The following is a 21,099-nucleotide window of genomic DNA, read 5'->3' on the forward strand; positions in this document are numbered from 1 at the left end:
CCTCTTGTGCCCCTCGCGGTAATGGTCTTAACTGAGGGAAGTCCATGCTGTTGGACAGTCAGAACAATAATAGAGGATATCCATCCCATGAACGACCATGACCTTCAGAACGACCCGCAGCAAGACAGTCGGCTGGATGCTTTTGCCGCTGTTGTGCTTATCCTGCTCGCCGTTTCGACAGCTGTATTCTGGGTGAGTGGGCAGTAGTAACTGCCATCCGCTGGAAAGGCGTCTCAGCTGACGCCTGACAGGCGCAGCACCACTTTTACCACGCCCAGTACAATCAGTACGAAGAGTCCGGTGAAGGCGATGCCCAGTATGATGAAGTGGCTAGGCTTGCCTTGGCTGAAGTCGCGCTCCCTGGCACGGTTGCTCTGTACACCCAGTGCAGCAGCCAGAACGCTCATCAGGGTATCGCGAAAGCGCATCGGTGGCGGGGATTGTGGATCCTGCGCGGGTTTGTTCATCAGGCACTCCTCCAGCTTGACTTGTCAGGTTGCTGACAGTCAGCTTAGTCGCCGTGGAGGCTGCAGTCCATGAAGCGCCAGCGTTTATAGCCTGATGTCGGCCCAGCCACGACGGCGCCACATTATGGCGAAGATGACCGACGTCAAGCAGCGATACAGTGACTGCAGCAGCCAGACCGCCAATAATCCCCCTCCGAGCAAGGGGCCCACCACATAGGCAAAGGGCAGGAAAATCAACCATTGGCTACCAAGGTTGACGCCCATCACCGTACGGCTTGCCCCCGCACCCAGCAGCGCCTGGGTCAACACCAATGCAGTGGCGTCCAGGCTCATGCCGATTCCGGTGATACGCAGCGGCCACTCTCCAAGCGCAATCAATTGCGTGTCTTGGGTAAACAGGCCCAGCACGATATGTGGTGCCAGCCAGAACGGTATGCCCATGATGAACAACGAAACCATGGCTACGCGCGCAACATCCCATCCCCAGCGGTACGCCTCATCGGGCTTGCCGGCGCCCAGGCTATGGCTGACCAGGGTCGTTGCGGCCATGCCCAGCCCTACGCCGGGCAAAATCAGGAATAGTGCCAAGTTGACCAGTACGTGTGCGATGGCCAGTTCGTCGGTACCAATCCGGGCAATGATCCAAAACAGCATGGTAATACCCGACGCGAAAAAGAACTGTTGTAGCGAATTGGGGGTGGCCAGTCGCAGCATGGCGCGAATGCCCTGCCAATGTGGTTTGACACGCAGGAAGCCGTGCTCATGCCCGGTCCGCCAGGTAATAATAAAGTACAGAGCCGACCCCAGGAGCATCGCAATCGCGGTACCAAGTCCGGAGCCCTGGGCGCCCATTTCAGGCAGTCCGAAACGGCCAAAGATCAAACCATAGCTGATCAGCACGTTTGCCAGATGCATGACGATCAGTATCTGCAGGTACATACCGGCACGATGAATGCCATTCCAGTACCCGCGAAAGGCAAAGTTGAAGCCAACGGCAGCGATGGCAAGAATGCGCCACTGAAAGTAGCTGGCACCCGTGGTCACCACCGCGGGGTCGCTGGCCAGCAAACGAATGATGGCCTCGGCTTGCGTCCAGCAGAGCAGGGTGAGGGGGATGGCGATCAGCAGAGCAATCAGCAGGCCTTCGTTCAGCGGTGCCGCGGCATGCGCGGTATTGCCTTCTCCCTGACGCCTGGCGACCATCGCTTGCACGCCCGCGCCCAGGCCCATGACCAGTGCCACAGCCATGAAGTTGGCATAGCTGCCGAGGCCGACGCCAGCCAGCGCCTCGCTACCCAGGCTGCCGACCATGGCGGCATCAACCAGATTGAGCAGGCTTTGGCTCAGCATGCCACCCATGATTGGCAGACCCAGGGTGGCAATGCGTTGCAGTCGACTGCGATCGGGAAGGAATGCCACCCGAATCAGTTGTCGTAGCTGAGGTTGGGCGCCAGCCAGCGCTCAACGGACTCCAGAGTATCGCCCTTGCGAGCCCGGTAGGACTCGACCTGGTCCTTGGTGATTTTGCCGACGGCAAAGTACTGGCTTTGCGGGTGAGCAAAGTACCAGCCGCTGACCGCAGCCGCCGGGAACATCGCAAAGTGCTCGGTCAGGGTAACGCCCGAGGTGCCTTGCGGATCCAGCAGGCTGAAGAGGGTCGCTTTCTCGGTATGGTCCGGGCAGGCAGGGTAGCCTGGCGCGGGGCGGATGCCGCGATACTTCTCGCGGATCAGGTCGCTGTTCTCCAGCGCCTCGTCCGGTGCATAACCCCAATGGTTGCGGCGAACCTGCTCATGCAGCCACTCGGCGCACGCCTCGGCCAAGCGATCTGCCAGTGCCTTGACCATGATGGAGTTATAGTCGTCGCCTTTATCCTGATAAGCCTTGGCTACCTCTTCGGCACCGATGCCGGCGGTGGTGATGAAGCCACCCACATAGTCGGTCTTGCCACTTTCCTTTGGTGCGACAAAGTCGGCCAGAGAGAGGTTCGGCTTGCCGTCGGGCTTGATCGTCTGCTGGCGCAGATGATGCAGCCTGGTAATCGGTTTGCCGGTTTCGTCGTACAGCTCGATGTCGTCATGATCGACCTGGTTGGCCGGCCAAAAACCGAATACGGCGCGGGCAGTTACCAGTTTTTCGCTAATCATTTTCTGCAGCATTGCCTGGGCATCGCTGAACAGTGAGCGGGCCGCTTCACCGACCACTTCATCATCCAGAATGCGTGGGTACTTGCCGGCCAGATCCCAGGAAATAAAGAAGGGTGTCCAGTCGATGTATTCAGCCAGGACGCTGAGATCGATGTTGTCGAGCACCTGCACACCCTTGACCTTGGGGGCCGGTGGTTGATAATCCTGCCAATCGAGCTGCGGCCCTTTTTCGATGGCCTGCTGATAGCTCAGGTACTCGGTGCGGGCGCTGCGGTTGGCGGTACGTTCGCGCACCACGGCGTAGTCTTCGCGAATCTGGCGCACGTAATCCGGCTTGAGCTCCTTGGACAGCAGAGTGGTAGCTACCCCTACTGCGCGCGAGGCATCGGTGACATAGATGACCGCGTCATTCTGGTACTTGGGGTCGATTTTCACCGCCGTGTGCGCCTTGGAGGTGGTAGCCCCCCCAATCATCAACGGCAGGTGGAAGTCGCGGCGCTGCATCTCGCGGGCGACATGCACCATCTCGTCCAGCGAAGGCGTGATCAGGCCGGACAGGCCGATGATGTCGCACTTCTCGTCGATAGCGGTTTGCAGGATCTTGTCGGCTGGCACCATGACGCCCAGATCGACTATGTCGTAGCCATTACAACCAAGCACCACGCCGACGATATTCTTGCCGATGTCGTGCACGTCGCCTTTGACCGTGGCCATGAGGATCTTGCCCTTGGCTTCCGGAGTGTCACCTTTTTCTGCCTCGATAAAGGGGATCAGGTGCGCTACCGCCTGCTTCATGACGCGGGCGGATTTGACCACCTGCGGCAGAAACATCTTGCCGGAGCCGAACAGGTCGCCCACCACGTTCATGCCGGCCATCAGCGGGCCTTCGATGACTTCGATAGGGCGGGTGGCCTGTTGCCGCGCCTCTTCGGTGTCCTCGACGATCCAGGCGGTGATCCCCTTGACCAGCGAGTGCGACAGGCGCGCGTTGACTTCCCATGTGCGCCACTCTTCGGTTTCTGCTTCCTTGACGCTGCCGTCGCCCTTGTACTTGTCGGCGATATCCAGCAGGGCTTCGGTGCCGTTTGCGGTGCGGTTGAGCACTACATCTTCCACGCACTCGCGCAGCTCGCCCGGAATTTCGTCGTAGATTTCCAGCTGGCCGGCGTTGACGATGCCCATGGTCAGGCCGTTCTTGATGGCGTGGAACAGGAATACCGAGTGAATGGCCTCCCGTACCGGGTTGTTGCCACGGAACGAGAAGGACACGTTCGATACGCCGCCCGAGGTCAATGCGTAGGGCAGGTTATCGCGGATATAGGCGCAGGCATCGATGAAATCGACTGCGTAATTGTTGTGCTCTTCAATGCCGGTAGCGATGGCAAAGATGTTGGGGTCGAAGATAATGTCTTCCGGCGGGAAGCCTACCTCGTTGACCAGGATGTCATAGGAGCGTTGGCAGATTTCCTGCTTGCGTGCGGCGGTATCGGCCTGACCCTGTTCATCAAAGGCCATGACTACCACGGCCGCGCCATAGCGCTTACATAGACGGGCCTGCTGCTTGAACTGCTCGACACCTTCCTTCATAGAGATCGAGTTGACGATGCCCTTGCCCTGAATGCACTTCAGGCCGGCCTCAATCACCTCCCACTTGGAGGAGTCGATCATGATGGGGACGCGCGAGATATCCGGCTCGCCGGCAATCAGGTTGAGGAAGGTGACCATCGCCGCCTTGGAGTCGAGCATGCCCTCGTCCATGTTGATATCGATGATCTGCGCGCCAGCTTCAACCTGCTGCAGCGCGACCTCCAGCGCCTCAGTGTAATTATCCTCGCGGATCAGCCGGGCAAAGCGGGCCGAACCGGTGATATTGGTGCGCTCACCGACGTTGACGAACAGCGAGCTGCGGTCGATGGTGAAGGGCTCCAGGCCCGACAAGCGACAGGCCTTGGGGATGTCGGGAATGGCTCGCGGTGGATGCTTGGCCACCGCCTCGGCAATCGCCTTGATGTGCGCGGGGGTGGTGCCGCAGCAGCCACCAACGATATTCAGGAAACCCGCTGCGGCAAATTCTTCTACCACCACGGCCATTTCTTCCGGCGTTTCGTCGTATTCGCCAAACTCGTTGGGCAGACCGGCGTTTGGGTGTGCCGACGTATAGGTTTCGGCTTTGTTGGCCAGCTCTTCCAGATAGGGACGCAGGTCCTTGGCGCCCAGTGCACAGTTCAGGCCCACGGAAATCGGCTTGGCGTGGCGTACCGAGTTCCAGAAGGCTTCGGTAGTCTGTCCTGACAGGGTGCGGCCGGAGGCATCGGTAATGGTGCCGGAAATCATGATCGGCAATTCGACGCCCAGGTCTTCGAAAACCTGCTGCACGGCAAAGATCGCTGCCTTGGCATTGAGCGTATCGAAGATGGTTTCGATCAGAATCAGATCAGCTCCGCCCTCGATCAGTCCACGCGTGGACTCGACGTAGTTCTCGACCAGCTGATCAAAGGTAATGTTCCGATAACCGGGATTGTTGACGTCCGGTGAAATGGAGCAAGTGCGGCTGGTCGGCCCTAGTACGCCGGCCACAAAGCGAGGGCGATCAGGTGTTTCAAGGGTCTTTTCGTCACAGACCTTGCGCGCCAGGCGAGCGCCTTCCAGGTTCAGCTCGTAGGACAGCTCCTGCATGCCGTAATCAGCTTGGGAGACGCGAGTCGAGTTGAAGGTGTTGGTTTCAATAATGTCGGCGCCGGCATCCAGATAGGCCTTCTCCATGGCACCGATGGCATCGGGCCTTGTCAGTACCAGTAGGTCGTTGTTGCCCTTGAGGTCACTTGGCCAGTCGGCAAAGCGCTCACCGCGAAAGTCCTCTTCTTCGAGCTTGTAGGCCTGAATCATGGTGCCCATGCCGCCATCGAGGATCAGAATGCGTTGTTGCAGAGCCTCATTAAGTGCGGTCAAGCGAGCGGTGCGGTCAGACATGGGTACTCCAGAGTTACACGCCGAAAAGCCGGCAATGATAGCACGCACTGTGCAAACTCTGAATTGCCCGGCCGCAGGGCTTGGTAGCCGGGCAGACGGGGTTAAATAATAACCAAGTAAAAAGGTGGGACTTTATTCGTGGCCGGGCTTCCCTTACACTAGGCGCTCAAGTCATAGAGCACGAGGCATTTCATGGCAGGCATTATTCTCACCCCATCCGCGCAGGACTATCTGGCCGATCTGTTGTCCAAACAGGACACAGATGGGGTAGGTATTCGGGTGTTCATTACCCAGCCAGGGACGCCCTACGCCGAGACTTGCATTGCCTACTGCAAGCCGGGCGAAGAAAAACCGGAAGACCGCATGATTGCACTGGATGCCTTCAACGTCTGGGTCGATGCGGTCAGCGAGCCCTTTCTGGAAGAGGCGCTGGTGGACTACGCCACCGACCGCATGGGCGGCCAACTGACCATCAAGGCGCCGAACGCCAAGGTGCCCATGGTCAACGAAGACAGCCCGCTGAATGAGCGCATAAATTACCTGCTGCAGACCGAGATTAACCCAGGGCTGGCCAGCCACGGCGGTGACGTCAAGCTGATCGACGTGGTGGAGGGCGGCATCGCCATCCTGCAGTTCGGTGGCGGTTGTCAGGGCTGCGGTATGGTTGATGTGACCCTCAAGGAGGGTATTGAGAAAACCTTGGTAGCCCGTATTCCCGAGCTGACCGGTGTACGGGACTCTACCGATCACAGCGTAACGGAAAACGCTTACTACTAATTGGGTTGTAACCCCTGGGCATCTGTCCAGAGTCGGCTAACTGTGGCTATACTGGGCAAAACGGATGGCATCTTGCTATCTGCTGCTCGTTGCGAGGCATAGGTTATGGCAGGGGTTCTGGATACAGTCAATTCGCGCACTCGGCTGGTTGGCGAGAACCGACTTGAAATCTTGTTGTTTCAACTGTCCGGTCCTCAGCTGTTTGCGCTCAATGTGTTCAAGATTCGTGAAGTGCTGACCTTGCCTGCGCTCACGCAAATGCCGCAGCGGCATCCGCATGTGGCCGGTGTGATTCACTTGCGCGGCCAGACCATACCAGTGATTGATCTGTCCGGTGCCATTGGCCTGCAGCCAATTGAAGCCAAGCGGGACAGCACCATTATCGTTACCGAGTACAACCTCTCAGTGCAGGCCTTCTTGGTCGGCAGTGTCGACCGCATCATGAACCTCAACTGGGATACAGTGCAGCCACCGCCAAAGGGCGCAGGGCGCGCGCATTACCTTACGGCTATCACTCGCCTTGAGAACATGCGTCTGGTCGAGATCATCGATGTGGAGAAGGTGCTGGCCGAAATCGTGCCCTTTAATACTCGGGTGAGTGAAGCGCTGCTTGAAGACCCTTTGTTAAGCAAGGCGCACGGCCGCGAAGTACTTCTGGTGGATGACTCACCTACTGGGATCAATCAGCTACGCGATACGCTGTCTCAACTGCAATTGACCATGCATGTGGCCACGGATGGGCTCAAGGCTCTGCGCATGCTGCAGGCTTGGGCCGACACTGGCGAAGACATGAATCAGCGTCTGTTGATGGTGATCACCGATGCCGAGATGCCCGAGATGGATGGCTACCGACTGACTGCGGAGATCCGCAAGGACCCGCGCCTGAAAGATCTCTTTGTAGTGCTGCATACGTCCTTGTCAGGCAACTTCAACAAGGCAATGGTCGAGAAAGTGGGCTGCGACGGCTTCCTCTCGAAATTCCAGCCCGATCAGCTGGTGGAAACCGTGCGTGCCCGCTTGCAGCTGCTGGAGCCCTGAAGGTCAGGGCTCCAGAGTTCAGAACTCCAGATAGCGTTCGTGCTGCTCCATCACACTCTGTTTGATGCCGAGCTTCTGGCCGTAAATGACCGCATAACTCAGCACGCTTTGTACGTACTTGCGCGTCTCATCGAAGGGTATGGCTTCTACCCAAACATCCGCCGGTAGGCTGCCCATGCCGTTGGTCCATTGGCGTACCCGGCCGGGCCCTGCGTTGTAAGCCGCCGAGGCTAATACCCGATTACCCCTGAACTGACCACTAAGACGCGATAGATAAGCCGTGCCTAGGGCGATGTTGCGTTCGGGTATAAGCGCATCGTTGGCGCTGCTGTAAGGGATGTCGTACTGGCGGGCAGTTTCGCGGGCGGTGGCCGGCATCAGCTGCATCAAGCCCATGGCGCCTGCGTGGGAGCGGGCGTCGGCCATGAAAGCGCTTTCCTGGCGCGTAATGGCGTATACCCAAGTTGAGTTGATCTGCCGGGCTCGCGCCTGCTGCATGATCGGTTCCTGATAAGCCATCGGGAAGCGAATATCCAGGTCGTCCCAGTACTCGGCAATACTGATGCCGCGAATGGCCGGGAAGTACCACGCCATCTCGCGCGCCAGCTTGGCCTGCGCCATCAGTTGTTCGCGATTGAAGTTATCGCCGGCGTGATACCACTCACGCCGAGCATTGACGACTTCGTCGCGGGCCAAGAATTCATAGGCGCGCTGGGTGCTCGGCAGCGCCTTGAGATCTGCCAGCTGTCTGTCGGACACCGGTGCGCTGACGTGATTCAAAGCGTAGGGTTGGCCGCTGCGTTCGGCAGCGAGAAAACCGTAGAAGTCGCGCTCCTGAGCGAGCGCCTTGTACTCGTTGATAAGCTCGCCGGATTCGCTGGACGCCAGTTGTGCACTGCGCAGTTTCCAGTAGCGCCAGCGGCTCTGACTGGCCATCGATGCGGGCATCTGCTGGGTCAGGGAGCGGGCAATTTCCCAATTACGTGTGCGCAGGGCCAGGCGAATGCGCCATTCGCTGATCTCGTCGTCCTTCATCAGCGGATCATTGGTGGCCATGAAGGTGAGTGCGGTGGGGTCTATCTTGCGAGCGCGGCGCACGCCAATATCGCGGGTAATGGCCAGACGTTCGTCTTCGGTATAGGGCAGATCCTTGTAGAGTGGCCAGATGTCGAGTGCGGCCTGGCTATCGTCACGGCCCAGGCGGCGCAGGGATACGGTGGCGATGTCGGTTATCTTGTCCGCCGGTTGGCTGGCGCTGATGCGGTAGTTTTCCGTCTGGCGCAGGAGCGAAGGTTTGGTGGCAGTATCCACAAAGCGCTCGGCCAGCGCAGCTTGGCTCGGCATCTGTCTGCTCAGATAGCGAGCGAGGCCGTCCTGACGGTAGAGCAGGGCGAGGCGCATGCGCTCCCAGACGATGTCTTCATTGAGGCCGCCGGCCTGACGCCAGCGCTCAAACAGCGGATCGCATGCCTTGGGTTGCGAGCGCCCCACTGTCCATAACGACTGTGCCTGTTGCATGCCAAAGGAGCGGTCGCCCATATCCCACTTGTGCATGGCCCATTGGCAGTCGAACTCGGCGCTTTTGGCGCTGCTGGCGTACTGTCGTTCAAAGGCGGACCACTTGCCCTGACTGGCCAGGCGGTTGAGCCAGCGCGCCTTGAGGCGGTTGGCGAAGGGCAGGTCGCCGTAAGTGCGCAGGAACACACTGAGTTGCTCATCCGAGGCGGTGCTGAAGTTGCGGTTGAGGTCCGCCTGCACCAGATAGCCGTACAGTGGGTAGTCGCGCAGCCCTGCTTCGAGCTGGCGATAGCGGCTCATATCACCTTTTTCGATAGCGCTCATTGCCTGATCGTAGAGCAGGCGCTGGGTATCGAGCTTGCCGGCGTGGGCAAAGTTCGTGAAAAAGAACAGGCTAGCTGCCAACAAGCAACGCAGAGCGGCTGGGTGAAAACGGGTAATGCTATGCATAGTGATCCTGCCGGGAAGGCAACCGAGGGCCGGGTGAATGTCAGGTGCTCGCAGACAGAGGCTGCGGACGACGAACCTGTGCCCACAGCTTAGCTTTTTGCCCCACGGCAAAAAAGGGGCAGCAGGCCGAATTCGTGGGCATTTGTTACAGAGTGGCCCTGCTATGGGTAGAATGCGCGTCTGATTCAATCACAGGTGCGTTATGGCTCTTCTCTCTTTTACCGATGTCTCGCTGGCCTTTGGTCTCAACCCACTGCTCGAAAAGGTCAGCTTTCAGCTCGACCGGGGCGAGCGGGTTTGCCTGATCGGGCGCAACGGCGCAGGCAAGTCTAGCCTTTTTCGTCTGATCGACGGAGATCAACCGGCAGACGAAGGGGAGATCTGGTTCGCGCCGGGGCTGAAGATCGGCCAGTTGCCCCAGGAGTTGCCCAAGGCGGACGACAAGACGGTCTATGACGTGGTCGCCGCCGGCCTGGCGGGCGTCGGCGAGCTGCTCGCCGAGTATCATCACCTGATCACAGGTGACATGGGTGACGCTGAGCTGGCGCGGCTGGAGAAGGTGCAGGAGCGTCTGGAGGCCAAAGACGGCTGGCGTCTGGATCAATTGGTCGAGACTACGCTGACGCGGCTGGGGCTGCCGGCGGACAAGCAGATGTCGGAGTTATCCGGTGGCTGGCGTCGCCGCGTTTTGTTGGCGCAGGCACTGGTCGCAGAGCCTGATGTGCTCTTGCTGGACGAGCCAACCAACCACCTGGATATCCACACCATTGCCTGGCTGGAACAGGTGCTACTGGATTTCCGTGGTGCTGTGCTCTTTATTACCCACGACCGCCAGTTTTTGCAGGCCTTGGCCACCCGCATCCTGGAATTGGATCGCGGCCAACTGATTGACTGGGTAGGGGATTATCGTAGCTTTCTTGAGCACAAGGAGCAGCAGCTTGCCGCCGAGGCGACAGCCAATGCGTTGTTCGACAAGAAGCTGGCGCAGGAAGAAGTCTGGATTCGGCAGGGCATCAAGGCGCGGCGCACCCGCAACGAAGGCCGGGTACGGGCGCTCAAGGCTATGCGCGATGAGCGTGCCCAGCGTATTGAGCGCCAGGGTAAAGCCAGCTTCCAGCTGGAAACCGCCGATGCCTCGGGCAAGCGCGTTATTGAAGTGGAGCACATCAACTTTGCCTGGCCTGGGCGTACGCCGCTGGTACGAGACCTGTCGATGAATGTCATTCGCGGCGACCGCATCGGCCTGATCGGCAACAACGGGTGCGGTAAGAGTACGCTGCTCAAACTGCTGCTGGGTAAGTTACAGCCCGACAGCGGCAAGATTCACAGCGGCACCAAGCTGGAGGTCGCGTACTTTGATCAGCTGCGCGACCAGCTGGAGCCGGAAAAAACCGTCATCGACAACATTTCCGAGGGGCGTGACTTCATCGAGATCAACGGTGACCGCCGCCACGTGATCAGTTATCTGGGCGACTTTCTATTCTCGCCTGAGCGCGCACGTACGCCGGTCAAGGCGCTGTCGGGTGGCGAGCGTGCACGGCTATTACTGGCGCGCTTGTTCAGTAAGCCGGCGAATATGTTGGTGCTGGATGAGCCGACCAACGACCTGGACGTGGAAACCTTGGAGTTGCTGGAAGAAGTTTTGGCCGGCTTTGACGGTACCGTGCTTATCGTGAGCCACGACCGGGCCTTCCTGGATAACGTAGTGACCAGCAGCCTGGTATTCGAAGGGCGTGGCAAGGTGCGTGAGTACGTGGGCGGCTACGCTGACTGGCTGCGCCAGGGCGGGCGTATTGAAACCTTGGCCGAGTGGGGGGAAGACAGTAAAACCCAAGCGGAGCCGGAAGCGCCGGCAGCGCCAGCTGCAGCCCCGGCGGCTCCCGCTGCGGCTGCGCCCAAGGCCAAGCTCAGCTACAAACTGCAGCGCGAGCTGGACGCTTTGCCAGCCACGCTGGAAAAACTCGAGAGCGAAGTGGAGGCCTTGCAGCAGCAGATTGCCGACCCAGGCTTCTATCAGCAGCCCCACGACGCGACCGCCAAGGTGCTGGCAGAGGCCGAGCAAAAGCAGCAGGAGCTGGATGCAGCGCTGGAGCGCTGGGCTGAGTTGGAAGAGCAGGCTGGGGGCTGACACACATGGCCTTGCGCTGCCAGCCACGCCCGTTTGCCAGTCCAGGCGGGCGTGGCTAGCTGATGCTTGAGAGCGAGGAAGTGAAAATTCGTGCCGTGCGGGTGAGTTAGTCGCTTGAAACTGGTGTTTTAAGGCTGGAAAGAAAAGCGTCTAGCTTTTCTTTCCCAAGCGCACGGCGATGACATCGCATGGCGCGCCGTGTAGTACGTCGTTGGCGGTAGATCCGAGCAGCAAGGCCAGCCCGTGGCGGCCATGGCTGCCGACCACGATCAGATCACAACCCTGTTCTTCGGTGACCCGGTGAATCTCCTGACGCGGATGTCCGAAGGCAATCTGCAGGCAGTCTTCTGGCAGATTGTAATCGGCAGCGAACAACTGCATGCGCTCCTTGGCTTGCTCAAATTGCTGTTGCTGCAGCATCGACAGGTCCATGGGCACGTCGCCGCCGTAGGCCATCGCCAATGGCTCTACGACGTGTAACAGTGAGAGCTTGGCATCCAGTGCCTTGGCCAGCTTCATGGCGTGGTCAGCAACGGCGCGGCATTCTTCAATCAGGTCCACCGCCACCAGCACGTGTGAGTACAGCATCGGCATTTCTCCTTTTTTGCGGATACTAGCAGTGTTGCTGTGCTGCGTGCAGCCTGTTTTGCAGCCCGGTGCATTCAGCATAACGCTGTTGCCGGGCGGGGTATAGCGTACTGGTGGTGCTTGTGCCGGGGGCTTGTGCCAAGTGCTTGCTGCGCGCTTTTGAGCTGCTAGAGTGGGTGTTTTAGCCTGATACTGGCACTTTTGTTTTACTTGGTATTTTGGATTTAAGTGTTTGGCATAACTATATGTTTTAAAACATTAAATTCTCATTTGATTGCGGTTTTTCAGACGGGCAGTTGCAGCGCTCGCCTGTGGCCCAATTGACAAGCGCGTGCTTTTGGCAGAAGGTGTGCGCACCCGAATCAAACGGTTGTATGAATTTTTTGTTCATCGTTTCCCAGGTATCGGGATCGTTCATGACATCAGTGGTCCGCCGGTATTTATTTGCCGGGTGCGAGACTGGTGTTTCTCATGTGCTTTCATAGCGTGGAGATCAGTTGATGATTTACGAAGGTAAAGCCATCACGGTTCAAGGTCTTGAAGACGGCATTGTCGAGCTCAGATTTGATCTGCAGGGCGAGTCAGTCAACAAGTTCAACAGCGCCACACTGTCCGAGTTGCAAGCGGCAGTCGAGGCCATTCAAAACAACAGTGATGTGAAGGGCGTTATCGTCACCAGTGGCAAGGACGTATTCATCGTCGGCGCCGACATCACCGAGTTCGTCAACACCTTCAAGCTGCCGGAAGAAGACCTGGTAGCCGGCAACCTGGAGGCGAACAAGATCTTCAATGCCTTTGAAGATTTGAATGTACCCACAGTTGCTGCGATTAACGGCATTGCGCTGGGCGGCGGTCTGGAGATGTGTCTGGCTGCGGATTTCCGTGTCATGGCTGCCAGCGCCAAGATCGGCCTGCCGGAAGTGAAGCTGGGTATCTACCCGGGCTTCGGCGGTACTGTTCGCCTGCCGCGTATCATTGGTGTTGATAACGCCATTGAATGGATCTGCGGCGGCGCTGAGCAGCGTGCAGACAAGGCTCTGAAAATGGGCGCAGTGGATGCCGTTGTTGCCGACGACAAGCTGAAAGAAGGCGCGCTGGATATTATCAAGCGTGCACTGTCTGGCGAGCTGGACTATAAGGCCAAGCGTCAGCCCAAGCTGGAAAAGATCAAGCTCAACACCATTGAGCAGATGATGGCCTTCGAAACCTCCAAGGGTTTTGTTGCCGGTCAGGCTGGTCCGAACTACCCGGCGCCGGTTGAAGCCATCAAGACCATCCAGAAAGCGGCCAACCACGGTCGTGACAAAGCACTGGAAATTGAAGCTGCCGGTTTCGCCAAGCTGGCCAAGACCACCGTGGCGGCAAGCCTGGTGGGCCTATTCCTGAATGATCAGGCGCTCAAGCACAAGGCCAAGCAGTACGACAAGCAAGCTGGCGACGTGAAACTGGGTGCCGTACTGGGCGCCGGCATCATGGGCGGCGGTATTGCCTATCAGTCTGCGGTCAAGGGCACACCTATCTTGATGAAGGATATTCGCGAGGAAGGTATCCAGTTGGGTCTGGATGAAGCTTCCAAGCTGCTCGGCAAGCGTGTGGCCAAGGGCCGCATGAAGCCAGAGCAAATGGCCAAGGCGTTGAATGCCATTCGTCCGACCATGTCCTATGGCGACTTCAAGGAAGTCGACATTGTGGTTGAAGCGGTTGTAGAGAATCCCAAGGTCAAGCACGCCGTGCTGGCTGAAGTGGAAGGTCAGGTTCGTGATGACGCGATCATTACCTCCAACACCTCTACCATCTCTATTACCTACCTTGCCGAGGCGTTGAAGCGTCCCGAGAACTTCTGTGGCATGCACTTCTTCAACCCGGTACACATGATGCCGCTGGTTGAGGTTATCCGTGGCGAGAAGTCCAGCGAGAAAGCGGTTGCCACTACCGTTGCTTACGCCAAGAAAATGGGCAAGACCCCGGTTGTAGTCAACGACTGCCCCGGCTTTTTGGTCAACCGTATCCTGTTCCCTTACTTCGGCGGTTTTGCCCGTCTGATCAACATGGGCGCAGACTTCCAGCGCGTCGACAAGATCATGGAAAAATTCGGCTGGCCGATGGGCCCGGCGTACCTGATGGACGTCGTTGGCATGGATACCGGTCACCACGGTCGTGATGTGATGGCTGAAGGTTATCCGGACCGCATGGCTGACAAGACCAAGACTGCGGTTGATGTCATGTACGAAGCCAACCGTCTGGGTCAGAAGACCGGCAAGGGCTTCTACGCCTACGAGATGGACAAGAAGGGCAAGCCGAAGAAGGTGGTTGACCCTGAAGCCTACGAGTTGCTCAAGCCGGTGGTGCTGGAGCAGCGCGAGTTCACCGACGAGGAAATCCTCGAGATCATGATGGTTCCGCTGTGTCTGGAGACCGTACGCTGCCTGGAAGACGGCATCGTTGAATCGGCTGCCGACGCTGATATGGGCCTGATCTACGGTATCGGCTTCCCGCCCTTCCGCGGTGGCGCGCTGCGCTATATCGATACCATTGGTGTGGCCGAGTTCGTGGCCATGGCAGACAAATACGCCGAGTTCGGCGCCATGTACGCACCGACTGAAAAGTTGCGTGAGATGGCGAAGACCGGCCAGAAATTCTTCGGTTAACAGCGAGAGTAAATCTATGAGCCTGAATCCGAGAGACGTTGTTATTGTCGACTTCGGCCGCACCCCGATGGGTCGCTCCAAGGGTGGCATGTACCGCAACGTACGTGCCGAAACCCTGTCAGCCAACCTGATCACCGGTGTGCTGGCGCGTAACCCGAAGATCGATCCGGCAGAAGTGGAAGATGTGATCTGGGGCTGTGTAAACCAGACCCTGGAGCAGGGCTGGAACATTGCCCGTATGGCTTCGCTTATGACGCCGATCCCGCACACCAGCGCAGCGCAGACCGTCAGCCGTCTGTGTGGTTCGTCCATGAGCGCGCTGCACACCGCTGCCCAAGCCATCATGACCGGTAACGGTGATGTGTTTGTGGTCGGTGGTGTTGAGCACATGGGCCACGTCAGCATGATGCACGGGGTTGATCCGAACCCGGCCATGTCGCTGTATGCCGCCAAGGCATCCGGCATGATGGGTCTGACCGCTGAAATGCTGGGCAAGATGCATGGCATCACCCGTGAGCAGCAGGATGCCTTTGGTGAGCGTTCTCACCGTCTGGCGCACAAGGCGACCGTGGAAGGTAACTTCAAGGACGAGATCATCCCGATGGAAGGTCACGACGAGAATGGCTTCCTGAAGCTGTTCACCACTGACGAAACCATCCGCCCGGAAACCACGCTGGAAAGCCTGGCTGCACTGCGTCCGGCGTTCAACCCCAAGGGCGGTACCGTGACTGCAGGCACCTCTTCGCAGATCACTGACGGCGCATCCTGCATGATCGTGATGTCGGCCGAGCGCGCCCAGGCCCTGGGTCTGGAGCCATTGGCAGTCATCCGCTCCATGGCTGTGGCCGGTGTTGATCCGGCGATTATGGGCTACGGTCCGGTTCCGGCGACTAAGAAGGCGCTTAAGCGCGCAGGCTTGAGCATGGATGATGTTGATTTCGTTGAGCTGAACGAAGCCTTCGCCGCCCAAGCGCTGCCGGTCCTGAAAGATCTGAAGCTGCTTGATCAGATGGAGCAGAAGGTCAACCTGCACGGCGGCGCTATCGCCCTGGGTCACCCCTTCGGTTGCTCCGGTGCTCGTATCTCCGGAACTCTGCTGAACGTGATGAAGCAGAATCAGGGCACCATCGGCATCTCGACCATGTGTATTGGTCTGGGCCAAGGCATCACTACCGTGTTTGAACGCGTTTAACACGGTCTTGATGTGATGAAAGCCGAGGCCTTGCGCCTCGGCTTTTTTATGTGTGACAGGCGGGCCAGCGTGGGCTGCCGCTAATAGAGGAGGGGTACTAATGCGTCCCGGACGTTATCGGCACTATAAAGGAAAGGACTACGAAGTGATTGGTCTGGCGACCCATTCAGAGACTGAAGAGGCGCTGGTGGTTTATCGCACGCTGTATGGCAATTTCGATCTCTGGGTGCGGCCGCAGGCCATGTTCGAAGAATGTGTAGAGGTTGACGGCAAAAGATATCCGCGCTTTACCTTTATCAGCGAAGACGTGTAGGCTCTGGCCACTCCGGCGGCCGGCGGTACCCGTTACGGCAACGCTGCAAAATTTGTGAGCCATTCAACCAGCTTGAGTCAGGAAAACGATTACCTATGGGAAAAGCACTGGTCATTGTGGAATCACCAGCCAAGGCCAAGACGATCAACAAGTATCTTGGTAACGATTTCATCGTGAAGTCGAGTATCGGTCATATTCGCGATCTGCCCACCAGTGGCAGCGCCAAGACCGAGAGCAAACCCAAAGGTGGTCGTAAGGCGGCACCGGCCAGCGAGCAGGAGAAGCAGGCCAAGGCGCGCGCGCAACTGGTCAAGCGTATGGGGGTTGACCCGGACAACGGCTGGGCAGCGCACTACGAGATTTTGCCCGGCAAGGAAAAGGTGGTCGACGAGCTGCGCCGCCTGGCCAAGGACGCCGACACCGTCTATCTCGCGACGGATTTGGACCGCGAAGGGGAGGCCATTGCCTGGCACCTGCGGGAAAGTATTGGTGGTGATGAGGGTCGATACAAGCGCGTGGTGTTCAACGAGATCACCAAGAAGGCTATTCAGGACGCATTCTCCAAGCCGGGGGGGCTAGACCTTAACCGGGTTAATGCGCAGCAGGCGCGACGCTTTCTCGATCGCGTGGTGGGCTACATGGTTTCGCCGCTGCTGTGGCAGAAAATTGCCCGTGGCCTGTCTGCCGGGCGTGTGCAATCGGTGGCGGTTAAACTGATTGTGGACCGCGAACGTGAGATTCGCGCCTTCATCCCGGAGGAGTTCTGGGAGATCCATGCGCAGCTTCACACGCAAAAGGCTGAAGCAGTGCGCTTTGAGGTGGTTAAGCAGGCAGGAGAGGCCTTCAGGCCGACAGACAAGGCACAAGCGGACACAGCGCTGGCCTTGCTGGAAAAAGCTGAGTATCGCGTTCTCAAGCGCGAAGACAAGCCAACCAGCTCGCGTCCTGGCGCTCCTTTCATTACTTCTACGCTGCAGCAGGCTGCGAGTACGCGCCTGAGCTTTAGCGTGAAAAAGACCATGATGATGGCGCAGCGCTTGTACGAAGCGGGCTACATCACTTACATGCGTACCGACTCGACCAACCTGTCGGCCGATGCAGTCAGCATGGCGCGTGGCTATATCGAAAAGACCTTCGGCAAGGATTACCTGCCGGAAAAGCCCAACTCCTACAGCAGCAAGGAAGGCGCACAGGAAGCACACGAGGCGATTCGTCCGTCCGACGTCAAGCTCAAGCAGGCCGACCTTAAAGGTATGGAACGCGATGCTGAGCGCTTGTATGAGCTTATCTGGCGGCAGTTTGTGGCCTGTCAGATGACACCGGCCAAGTACCTGTCCACCAGTATTCAGGTTGGCGCTGGTGATTTTGAGCTGCGTGCCAAGGGCCGCATTCTTAAGTTCGACGGTTACACCAAGGTACTGCCGCCGCAAGGCAAGGGTGGCGAAGACGAGGTGCTGCCTGACATCAAGGTGGAAGATCTGCTGGCACTGCAGCAGCTGGAGCCAAAGCAGCATTTTACCAAGCCGCCGGCACGTTATGCCGAGGCGAGCCTGGTGAAGGAGCTGGAGAAGCGCGGTATTGGCCGCCCCTCTACCTATGCATCCATCATCTCCACCATTCAGGATCGCGGTTATGTGACACTGAATAATCGCCGCTTCTATGCCGAAAAAATGGGCGATATTGTTACCGAACGTCTGGGTGAGAGTTTCCCCAATCTCATGGATTACGGCTTTACCGCACGCATGGAAGAGTCGCTGGACGATGTGGCTCAGGGCGAGGTTATCTGGAAGCAGGTGCTGGATGATTTCTACGCTGACTTCAGTACCAAGCTGAAAGCGGCCTCTTCCTCGGATGATGAGCGCAGCATGCGCGCCAATCAGCCGACGCCAACCGACATCGCCTGCAAGGTCTGCGGTCGTCCGATGATGATACGCACCGCCTCGACCGGTGTTTTCCTCGGCTGCTCGGGCTATGCGCTGCCACCGAAGGAGCGTTGCAAGGAAACCATCAATCTGGTGCCCGGCAATGAAGTTGCTGCGGACGATGATGAAGGCGAGTCGCGAGTGCTGCGCGCCAAGCACCGCTGTCCAATTTGCAGCACTGCGATGGATAGCTACCTGGTGGACGAGACGCGCAAGCTGCATGTCTGTGGCAACAACCCGGATTGCAATGGCTTCGAGATTGAAACTGGCCAGTTCAAGATCAAGGGTTACGACGGCCCGGTGCTTGAGTGCGACAAGTGCGGCAGCGAAATGCAGTTGAAAACGGGTCGTTTCGGCAAGTACTTTGGCTGTACCAACAGCGAGTGCAAGAACACCCGCAAGCTGCTCAAGAGTGGCGAGGCGGCGCCGCCGAAGATGGACCCGGTACCCATGCCTGAGCTCAAGTGCGAGAAGGTAGACGACGTCTACATCCTGCGTGACGGTGCATCTGGGCTGTTTCTGGCTGCCAGCCAGTTTCCCAAGAACCGCGAGACGCGTGCGCCATTGGTGAAGGAGCTGGTGCCGCACAAGAGCGAGATCGACCCCAAGTATCATTTCCTCATGGACGCGCCGGCAGAAGACCCGGATGGCAATCCCACGGTTGTGCGTTACAGTCGCAAAACCAAGGAGCAGTACGTGCAGAGCGAAATTGATGGCAAGCCCAGCGGATGGCGTGCCTTTCATGACGGCAAGAAGTGGTCGGTGGATGACGGCCGCAAGAAAGCCAAGCGTTGAGGTGAGCCTCGATGGCTAACGAAGTCTATACCCGCACCAATCAAGCTCTGTTTTTTACACGCAGGGCGCTGGACGCCTGGGCGGAGGCCGAGAGTTCGGATGCTCTGGATGCACTCAGCCTGGTTCAGTACCACCGCGAACATGCTCTGTTTCATCTCTACCGTGGCGTGCTTGCCGTGGTACACGAGGTGGCAGATCGTTATCGCTGGCCGCTGGTTGAGTTGCGCCAGGTTGAGGCAGCGTTGCTGCCTTCGGTGGTGGCACGCTTTCCGGGACCGGAACTGTCGGAGCTGACCGAGCTGGCGGACAATCGCGAAACCTGGTTGGCGCGTTTATTGGCGGCTTGGCAACAGTTGCAGGCTCCCCCCTTGCCCGAAGCCTCTGCAAACGGCCTGATTGCCAGTAGCGCGGTAAAGGTAGGTGAGTGGGGGCTGGCTGATGCGCAGGAAGCCTGGGCCGCCTTGTCCGAGCGAGTTCGTAGTTACCGTGAGGGGATGGTCGAGTGGTAGCAGGGCTGCGGTGCCGAGGCTGGTGTGGTAAACTGCGCGCTTGCACCACAGGAGATTAAACTAGATGCCTTCACCCTTTCTTGAAATCGTAGAGCTGGACAACGGCAAAGTGGCCTTGCGTCGCTCCGATGAAGAAGGAGAGCCGTTGCTGGTTATCGAGTTTTCGATGGATGCAAAGGATTATCTGCAGGGTAACTACATAGAAGTGGCCAAAGCGATGATCAGTGCCGGCATGCAGATGGCGGGACAAATGATCGATGAAGATGACGACGATCACATTCCTGAGGATCGCGTCCTTCACTAGGCGCCAAGCCAATGAGGTCAACAGGTTGGAACATAAGCCGCAGCAGATTCTGCGGCTTTTTTGTACCTGGCGTTTTCAGGCGGCGTGCAGGCGGATGTTGAGGCTGCGGCACTTGCCGCTCTGGGCTGCGCGTTCAAGGCGCGGGGCAGTGCTGCTGTCGGGTGACAGCCAACTAACGACGGTGTGGCTGCAGCCAAGCTTGAGCAGATCGCAACAGAGTTTGGTGGCGTCCATACCAAGCTTGGAACGCACGATCATGATGCGTGAGGGGTCCAGGTCGGCGTTACGTAGCCACTGGTTGCTGAGGCTGGCTGGTGGGTCTATCAGCGTCAGCCAACGGGGTGCGGCGCTATTACTGAGATCGCGCAGCACGGGTGCCAGCCATTGCAGGCACTGGCGAGCGGCACCTTGCAGGCTGATTTCACTGTAACCGTACTCCTGCTCATCTGCGGGCAAGGTTACTGGTTGCTGTGGCGTGGCGCGAGAAAACCGGCTGTGTTCCATGCGCGTTGCCATCAGCGCATTGTGAAACAGATCAGCTTGGGTCAGTGTCTGTTGGTCAGGGCGGGCATACTGCATTCTCTGCTCCTCAGCGACGGATTACGCCGACGCTCAAACCTTCAATGGTAAGTTCCTGTTCTGCCAGATTGACTTCAATCGGCTTGAATTCGGGGTTTTCTGCAATCAGGGAAACCTTGCGCCCCTGTTTTTGAAAACGCTTCACGGTGACTTCATCGCCGATGCGGGCGACGATAATCTGCCCGTTGCGCGCTTCGCTGGTGCGGTGAACCGCGAGCAGGTCACCATCCATGATGCCGATGTCTTTCATACTTTCACCTTGCACGCGCAGCAGATAGTCAGCGCGTGGGTGAAAGAAACCGGGATCGATGCGGCAATGGTCCTCGATGTTTTCCAGCGCCAGAACGGGCGCGCCCGCGGCGACTCGACCGATGACCGGGAGTTGGTCTTCGCTGGCTTCCTGCTCCGATTCTGGCAGGCGAATGCCGCGAGATGCGCCAGGGATCATTTCGATGGCACCTTTGCGAGCCAAGGCGCGCAGGTGATCTTCGGCCGCATTGGGCGATTTGAAACCCAGGGTCTTGGCAATGTCGACCCGGGTAGGCGGGTAGCCGTTGCCGTCCATGTACTCCTTGATGAAGGCCAATACCTGCTGTTGTCTTGCGGTAAGCTTCTGCATGGAAGTTCGCCTGTTTGTTTATCCAGTAGCTGTGATTATATACAGTTGTTATTGCTCGGCAACCCCTGATTTCCGCAAATGCATTTCCAGCTTGGCCTCTGCGTCGATAAATGAGACAGTTTAGGTCCTCCATAC

Annotated in this window: 16 protein-coding genes; 9 read left to right on the forward strand and 7 right to left on the reverse strand. The window is 58.2% G+C overall.

Annotated features, from left to right (window positions below; translation table 11 throughout):
* Positions 1-233: 233 nt before the first annotated feature.
* From V7747_RS03045 to metH, 3 genes are all read right to left on the reverse strand, one after another.
* Positions 234-467, reverse strand: a complete 234-nt coding sequence (locus V7747_RS03045) for a DUF2970 domain-containing protein (RefSeq protein WP_335614588.1) — start codon at positions 465-467, stop codon at positions 234-236.
* A gap of 84 nt (positions 468-551) precedes the next feature.
* Positions 552-1,886 carry an MATE family efflux transporter gene (locus V7747_RS03050; RefSeq protein WP_335614589.1) on the reverse strand — a complete coding sequence of 445 codons (1,335 nt, stop codon included), beginning with the start codon at positions 1,884-1,886 and terminating at the stop codon, positions 552-554.
* Positions 1,887-1,891: 5 nt separating this feature from the next.
* Positions 1,892-5,584: a methionine synthase gene (gene metH, locus V7747_RS03055; protein WP_335614590.1), complete on the reverse strand. Its 3,693-nt coding sequence runs from the start codon at positions 5,582-5,584 to the stop codon at positions 1,892-1,894.
* A gap of 192 nt (positions 5,585-5,776) precedes the next feature.
* Between metH and nfuA the strand changes: the two genes are divergently transcribed.
* Positions 5,777-6,361, forward strand: coding sequence for a Fe-S biogenesis protein NfuA (nfuA, locus tag V7747_RS03060; protein ID WP_335614591.1), 585 nt, complete (start codon positions 5,777-5,779; stop codon positions 6,359-6,361).
* Between the two features lie 105 nt (positions 6,362-6,466).
* Positions 6,467-7,399 (forward strand): chemotaxis protein CheV, encoded by a 933-nt coding sequence (locus V7747_RS03065; protein WP_335614592.1) that lies wholly within the window; start codon positions 6,467-6,469, stop codon positions 7,397-7,399.
* An 18-nt stretch (positions 7,400-7,417) separates the two neighbouring features.
* Here the strand turns inward: V7747_RS03065 and V7747_RS03070 are convergent, their stop codons facing one another.
* Entirely contained in the window at positions 7,418-9,367 is a 1,950-nt protein-coding gene (locus V7747_RS03070; RefSeq protein ID WP_335614593.1) for a transglycosylase SLT domain-containing protein, read from the reverse strand.
* A 202-nt stretch (positions 9,368-9,569) separates the two neighbouring features.
* Here V7747_RS03070 and uup point away from each other — a divergent pair, with 202 nt between their 5' ends.
* Positions 9,570-11,495: an ATP-binding cassette ATPase Uup gene (gene uup, locus V7747_RS03075; RefSeq protein ID WP_335614594.1), complete on the forward strand. Its 1,926-nt coding sequence runs from the start codon at positions 9,570-9,572 to the stop codon at positions 11,493-11,495.
* 150 nt (positions 11,496-11,645) lie between these two features.
* On the opposite strand, the gene V7747_RS03080 is transcribed toward uup, so the two are convergent.
* Complete coding sequence (locus V7747_RS03080; RefSeq protein WP_335614595.1) at positions 11,646-12,083, reverse strand: universal stress protein; 438 nt, start codon at positions 12,081-12,083, stop codon at positions 11,646-11,648.
* Between the two features lie 500 nt (positions 12,084-12,583).
* Between V7747_RS03080 and fadB the strand changes: the two genes are divergently transcribed.
* The 6 genes from fadB to V7747_RS03110 all read left to right on the forward strand — a co-directional run bounded on the left by fadB (position 12,584) and on the right by V7747_RS03110 (position 19,766).
* Entirely contained in the window at positions 12,584-14,731 is a 2,148-nt protein-coding gene (fadB, locus tag V7747_RS03085) for a fatty acid oxidation complex subunit alpha FadB (RefSeq protein WP_335614596.1), read from the forward strand.
* A gap of 16 nt (positions 14,732-14,747) precedes the next feature.
* Positions 14,748-15,923 (forward strand): acetyl-CoA C-acyltransferase FadA, encoded by a 1,176-nt coding sequence (gene fadA / locus V7747_RS03090; RefSeq protein ID WP_092284507.1) that lies wholly within the window; start codon positions 14,748-14,750, stop codon positions 15,921-15,923.
* A 100-nt stretch (positions 15,924-16,023) separates the two neighbouring features.
* On the forward strand, positions 16,024-16,236 hold the full coding sequence (locus V7747_RS03095; protein WP_335614597.1) for a DUF1653 domain-containing protein: 213 nt from the start codon (positions 16,024-16,026) through the stop codon (positions 16,234-16,236).
* 95 nt (positions 16,237-16,331) lie between these two features.
* Positions 16,332-18,953 (forward strand): type I DNA topoisomerase, encoded by a 2,622-nt coding sequence (gene topA, locus V7747_RS03100; protein ID WP_335614598.1) that lies wholly within the window; start codon positions 16,332-16,334, stop codon positions 18,951-18,953.
* Between the two features lie 11 nt (positions 18,954-18,964).
* Positions 18,965-19,462, forward strand: coding sequence for a DUF6586 family protein (locus V7747_RS03105; protein ID WP_335614599.1), 498 nt, complete (start codon positions 18,965-18,967; stop codon positions 19,460-19,462).
* Between the two features lie 64 nt (positions 19,463-19,526).
* Positions 19,527-19,766 carry a hypothetical protein gene (locus V7747_RS03110; RefSeq protein ID WP_335614600.1) on the forward strand — a complete coding sequence of 80 codons (240 nt, stop codon included), beginning with the start codon at positions 19,527-19,529 and terminating at the stop codon, positions 19,764-19,766.
* A 75-nt stretch (positions 19,767-19,841) separates the two neighbouring features.
* On the opposite strand, the gene sulA is transcribed toward V7747_RS03110, so the two are convergent.
* Positions 19,842-20,345 (reverse strand): SOS-induced cell division inhibitor SulA, encoded by a 504-nt coding sequence (gene sulA, locus V7747_RS03115; RefSeq protein ID WP_335614601.1) that lies wholly within the window; start codon positions 20,343-20,345, stop codon positions 19,842-19,844.
* 10 nt (positions 20,346-20,355) lie between these two features.
* A complete protein-coding gene (gene lexA, locus V7747_RS03120) occupies positions 20,356-20,964 on the reverse strand; it encodes a transcriptional repressor LexA (RefSeq protein WP_335614602.1) in 609 nt (202 codons plus the stop codon).
* Positions 20,965-21,099: the final 135 nt, after the last annotated feature.

The sequence above is a fragment of the Halopseudomonas sp. genome (assembly GCF_036960865.1).
Lineage (GTDB): Bacteria > Pseudomonadota > Gammaproteobacteria > Pseudomonadales > Pseudomonadaceae > Halopseudomonas.

Bases quoted from the DNA above. Each gene is read 5' to 3' on its own strand.
- V7747_RS03045 (WP_335614588.1), bottom strand. From the start codon at position 467: ATGAACAAACCCGCGCAGGATCCACAATCCCCGCCACCGATGCGCTTT.
- metH (WP_335614590.1), bottom strand. From the start codon at position 5,584: ATGTCTGACCGCACCGCTCGCTTGACCGCACTTAATGAGGCTCTGCAA.
- nfuA (WP_335614591.1), top strand. From the start codon at position 5,777: ATGGCAGGCATTATTCTCACCCCATCCGCGCAGGACTATCTGGCCGAT.
- V7747_RS03065 (WP_335614592.1), top strand. From the start codon at position 6,467: ATGGCAGGGGTTCTGGATACAGTCAATTCGCGCACTCGGCTGGTTGGC.
- V7747_RS03070 (WP_335614593.1), bottom strand. From the start codon at position 9,367: ATGCATAGCATTACCCGTTTTCACCCAGCCGCTCTGCGTTGCTTGTTG.
- uup (WP_335614594.1), top strand. From the start codon at position 9,570: ATGGCTCTTCTCTCTTTTACCGATGTCTCGCTGGCCTTTGGTCTCAAC.
- V7747_RS03080 (WP_335614595.1), bottom strand. From the start codon at position 12,083: ATGCTGTACTCACACGTGCTGGTGGCGGTGGACCTGATTGAAGAATGC.
- fadB (WP_335614596.1), top strand. From the start codon at position 12,584: ATGATTTACGAAGGTAAAGCCATCACGGTTCAAGGTCTTGAAGACGGC.
- fadA (WP_092284507.1), top strand. From the start codon at position 14,748: ATGAGCCTGAATCCGAGAGACGTTGTTATTGTCGACTTCGGCCGCACC.
- V7747_RS03095 (WP_335614597.1), top strand. From the start codon at position 16,024: ATGCGTCCCGGACGTTATCGGCACTATAAAGGAAAGGACTACGAAGTG.
- topA (WP_335614598.1), top strand. From the start codon at position 16,332: ATGGGAAAAGCACTGGTCATTGTGGAATCACCAGCCAAGGCCAAGACG.
- V7747_RS03105 (WP_335614599.1), top strand. From the start codon at position 18,965: ATGGCTAACGAAGTCTATACCCGCACCAATCAAGCTCTGTTTTTTACA.
- V7747_RS03110 (WP_335614600.1), top strand. From the start codon at position 19,527: ATGCCTTCACCCTTTCTTGAAATCGTAGAGCTGGACAACGGCAAAGTG.
- sulA (WP_335614601.1), bottom strand. From the start codon at position 20,345: ATGCAGTATGCCCGCCCTGACCAACAGACACTGACCCAAGCTGATCTG.
- lexA (WP_335614602.1), bottom strand. From the start codon at position 20,964: ATGCAGAAGCTTACCGCAAGACAACAGCAGGTATTGGCCTTCATCAAG.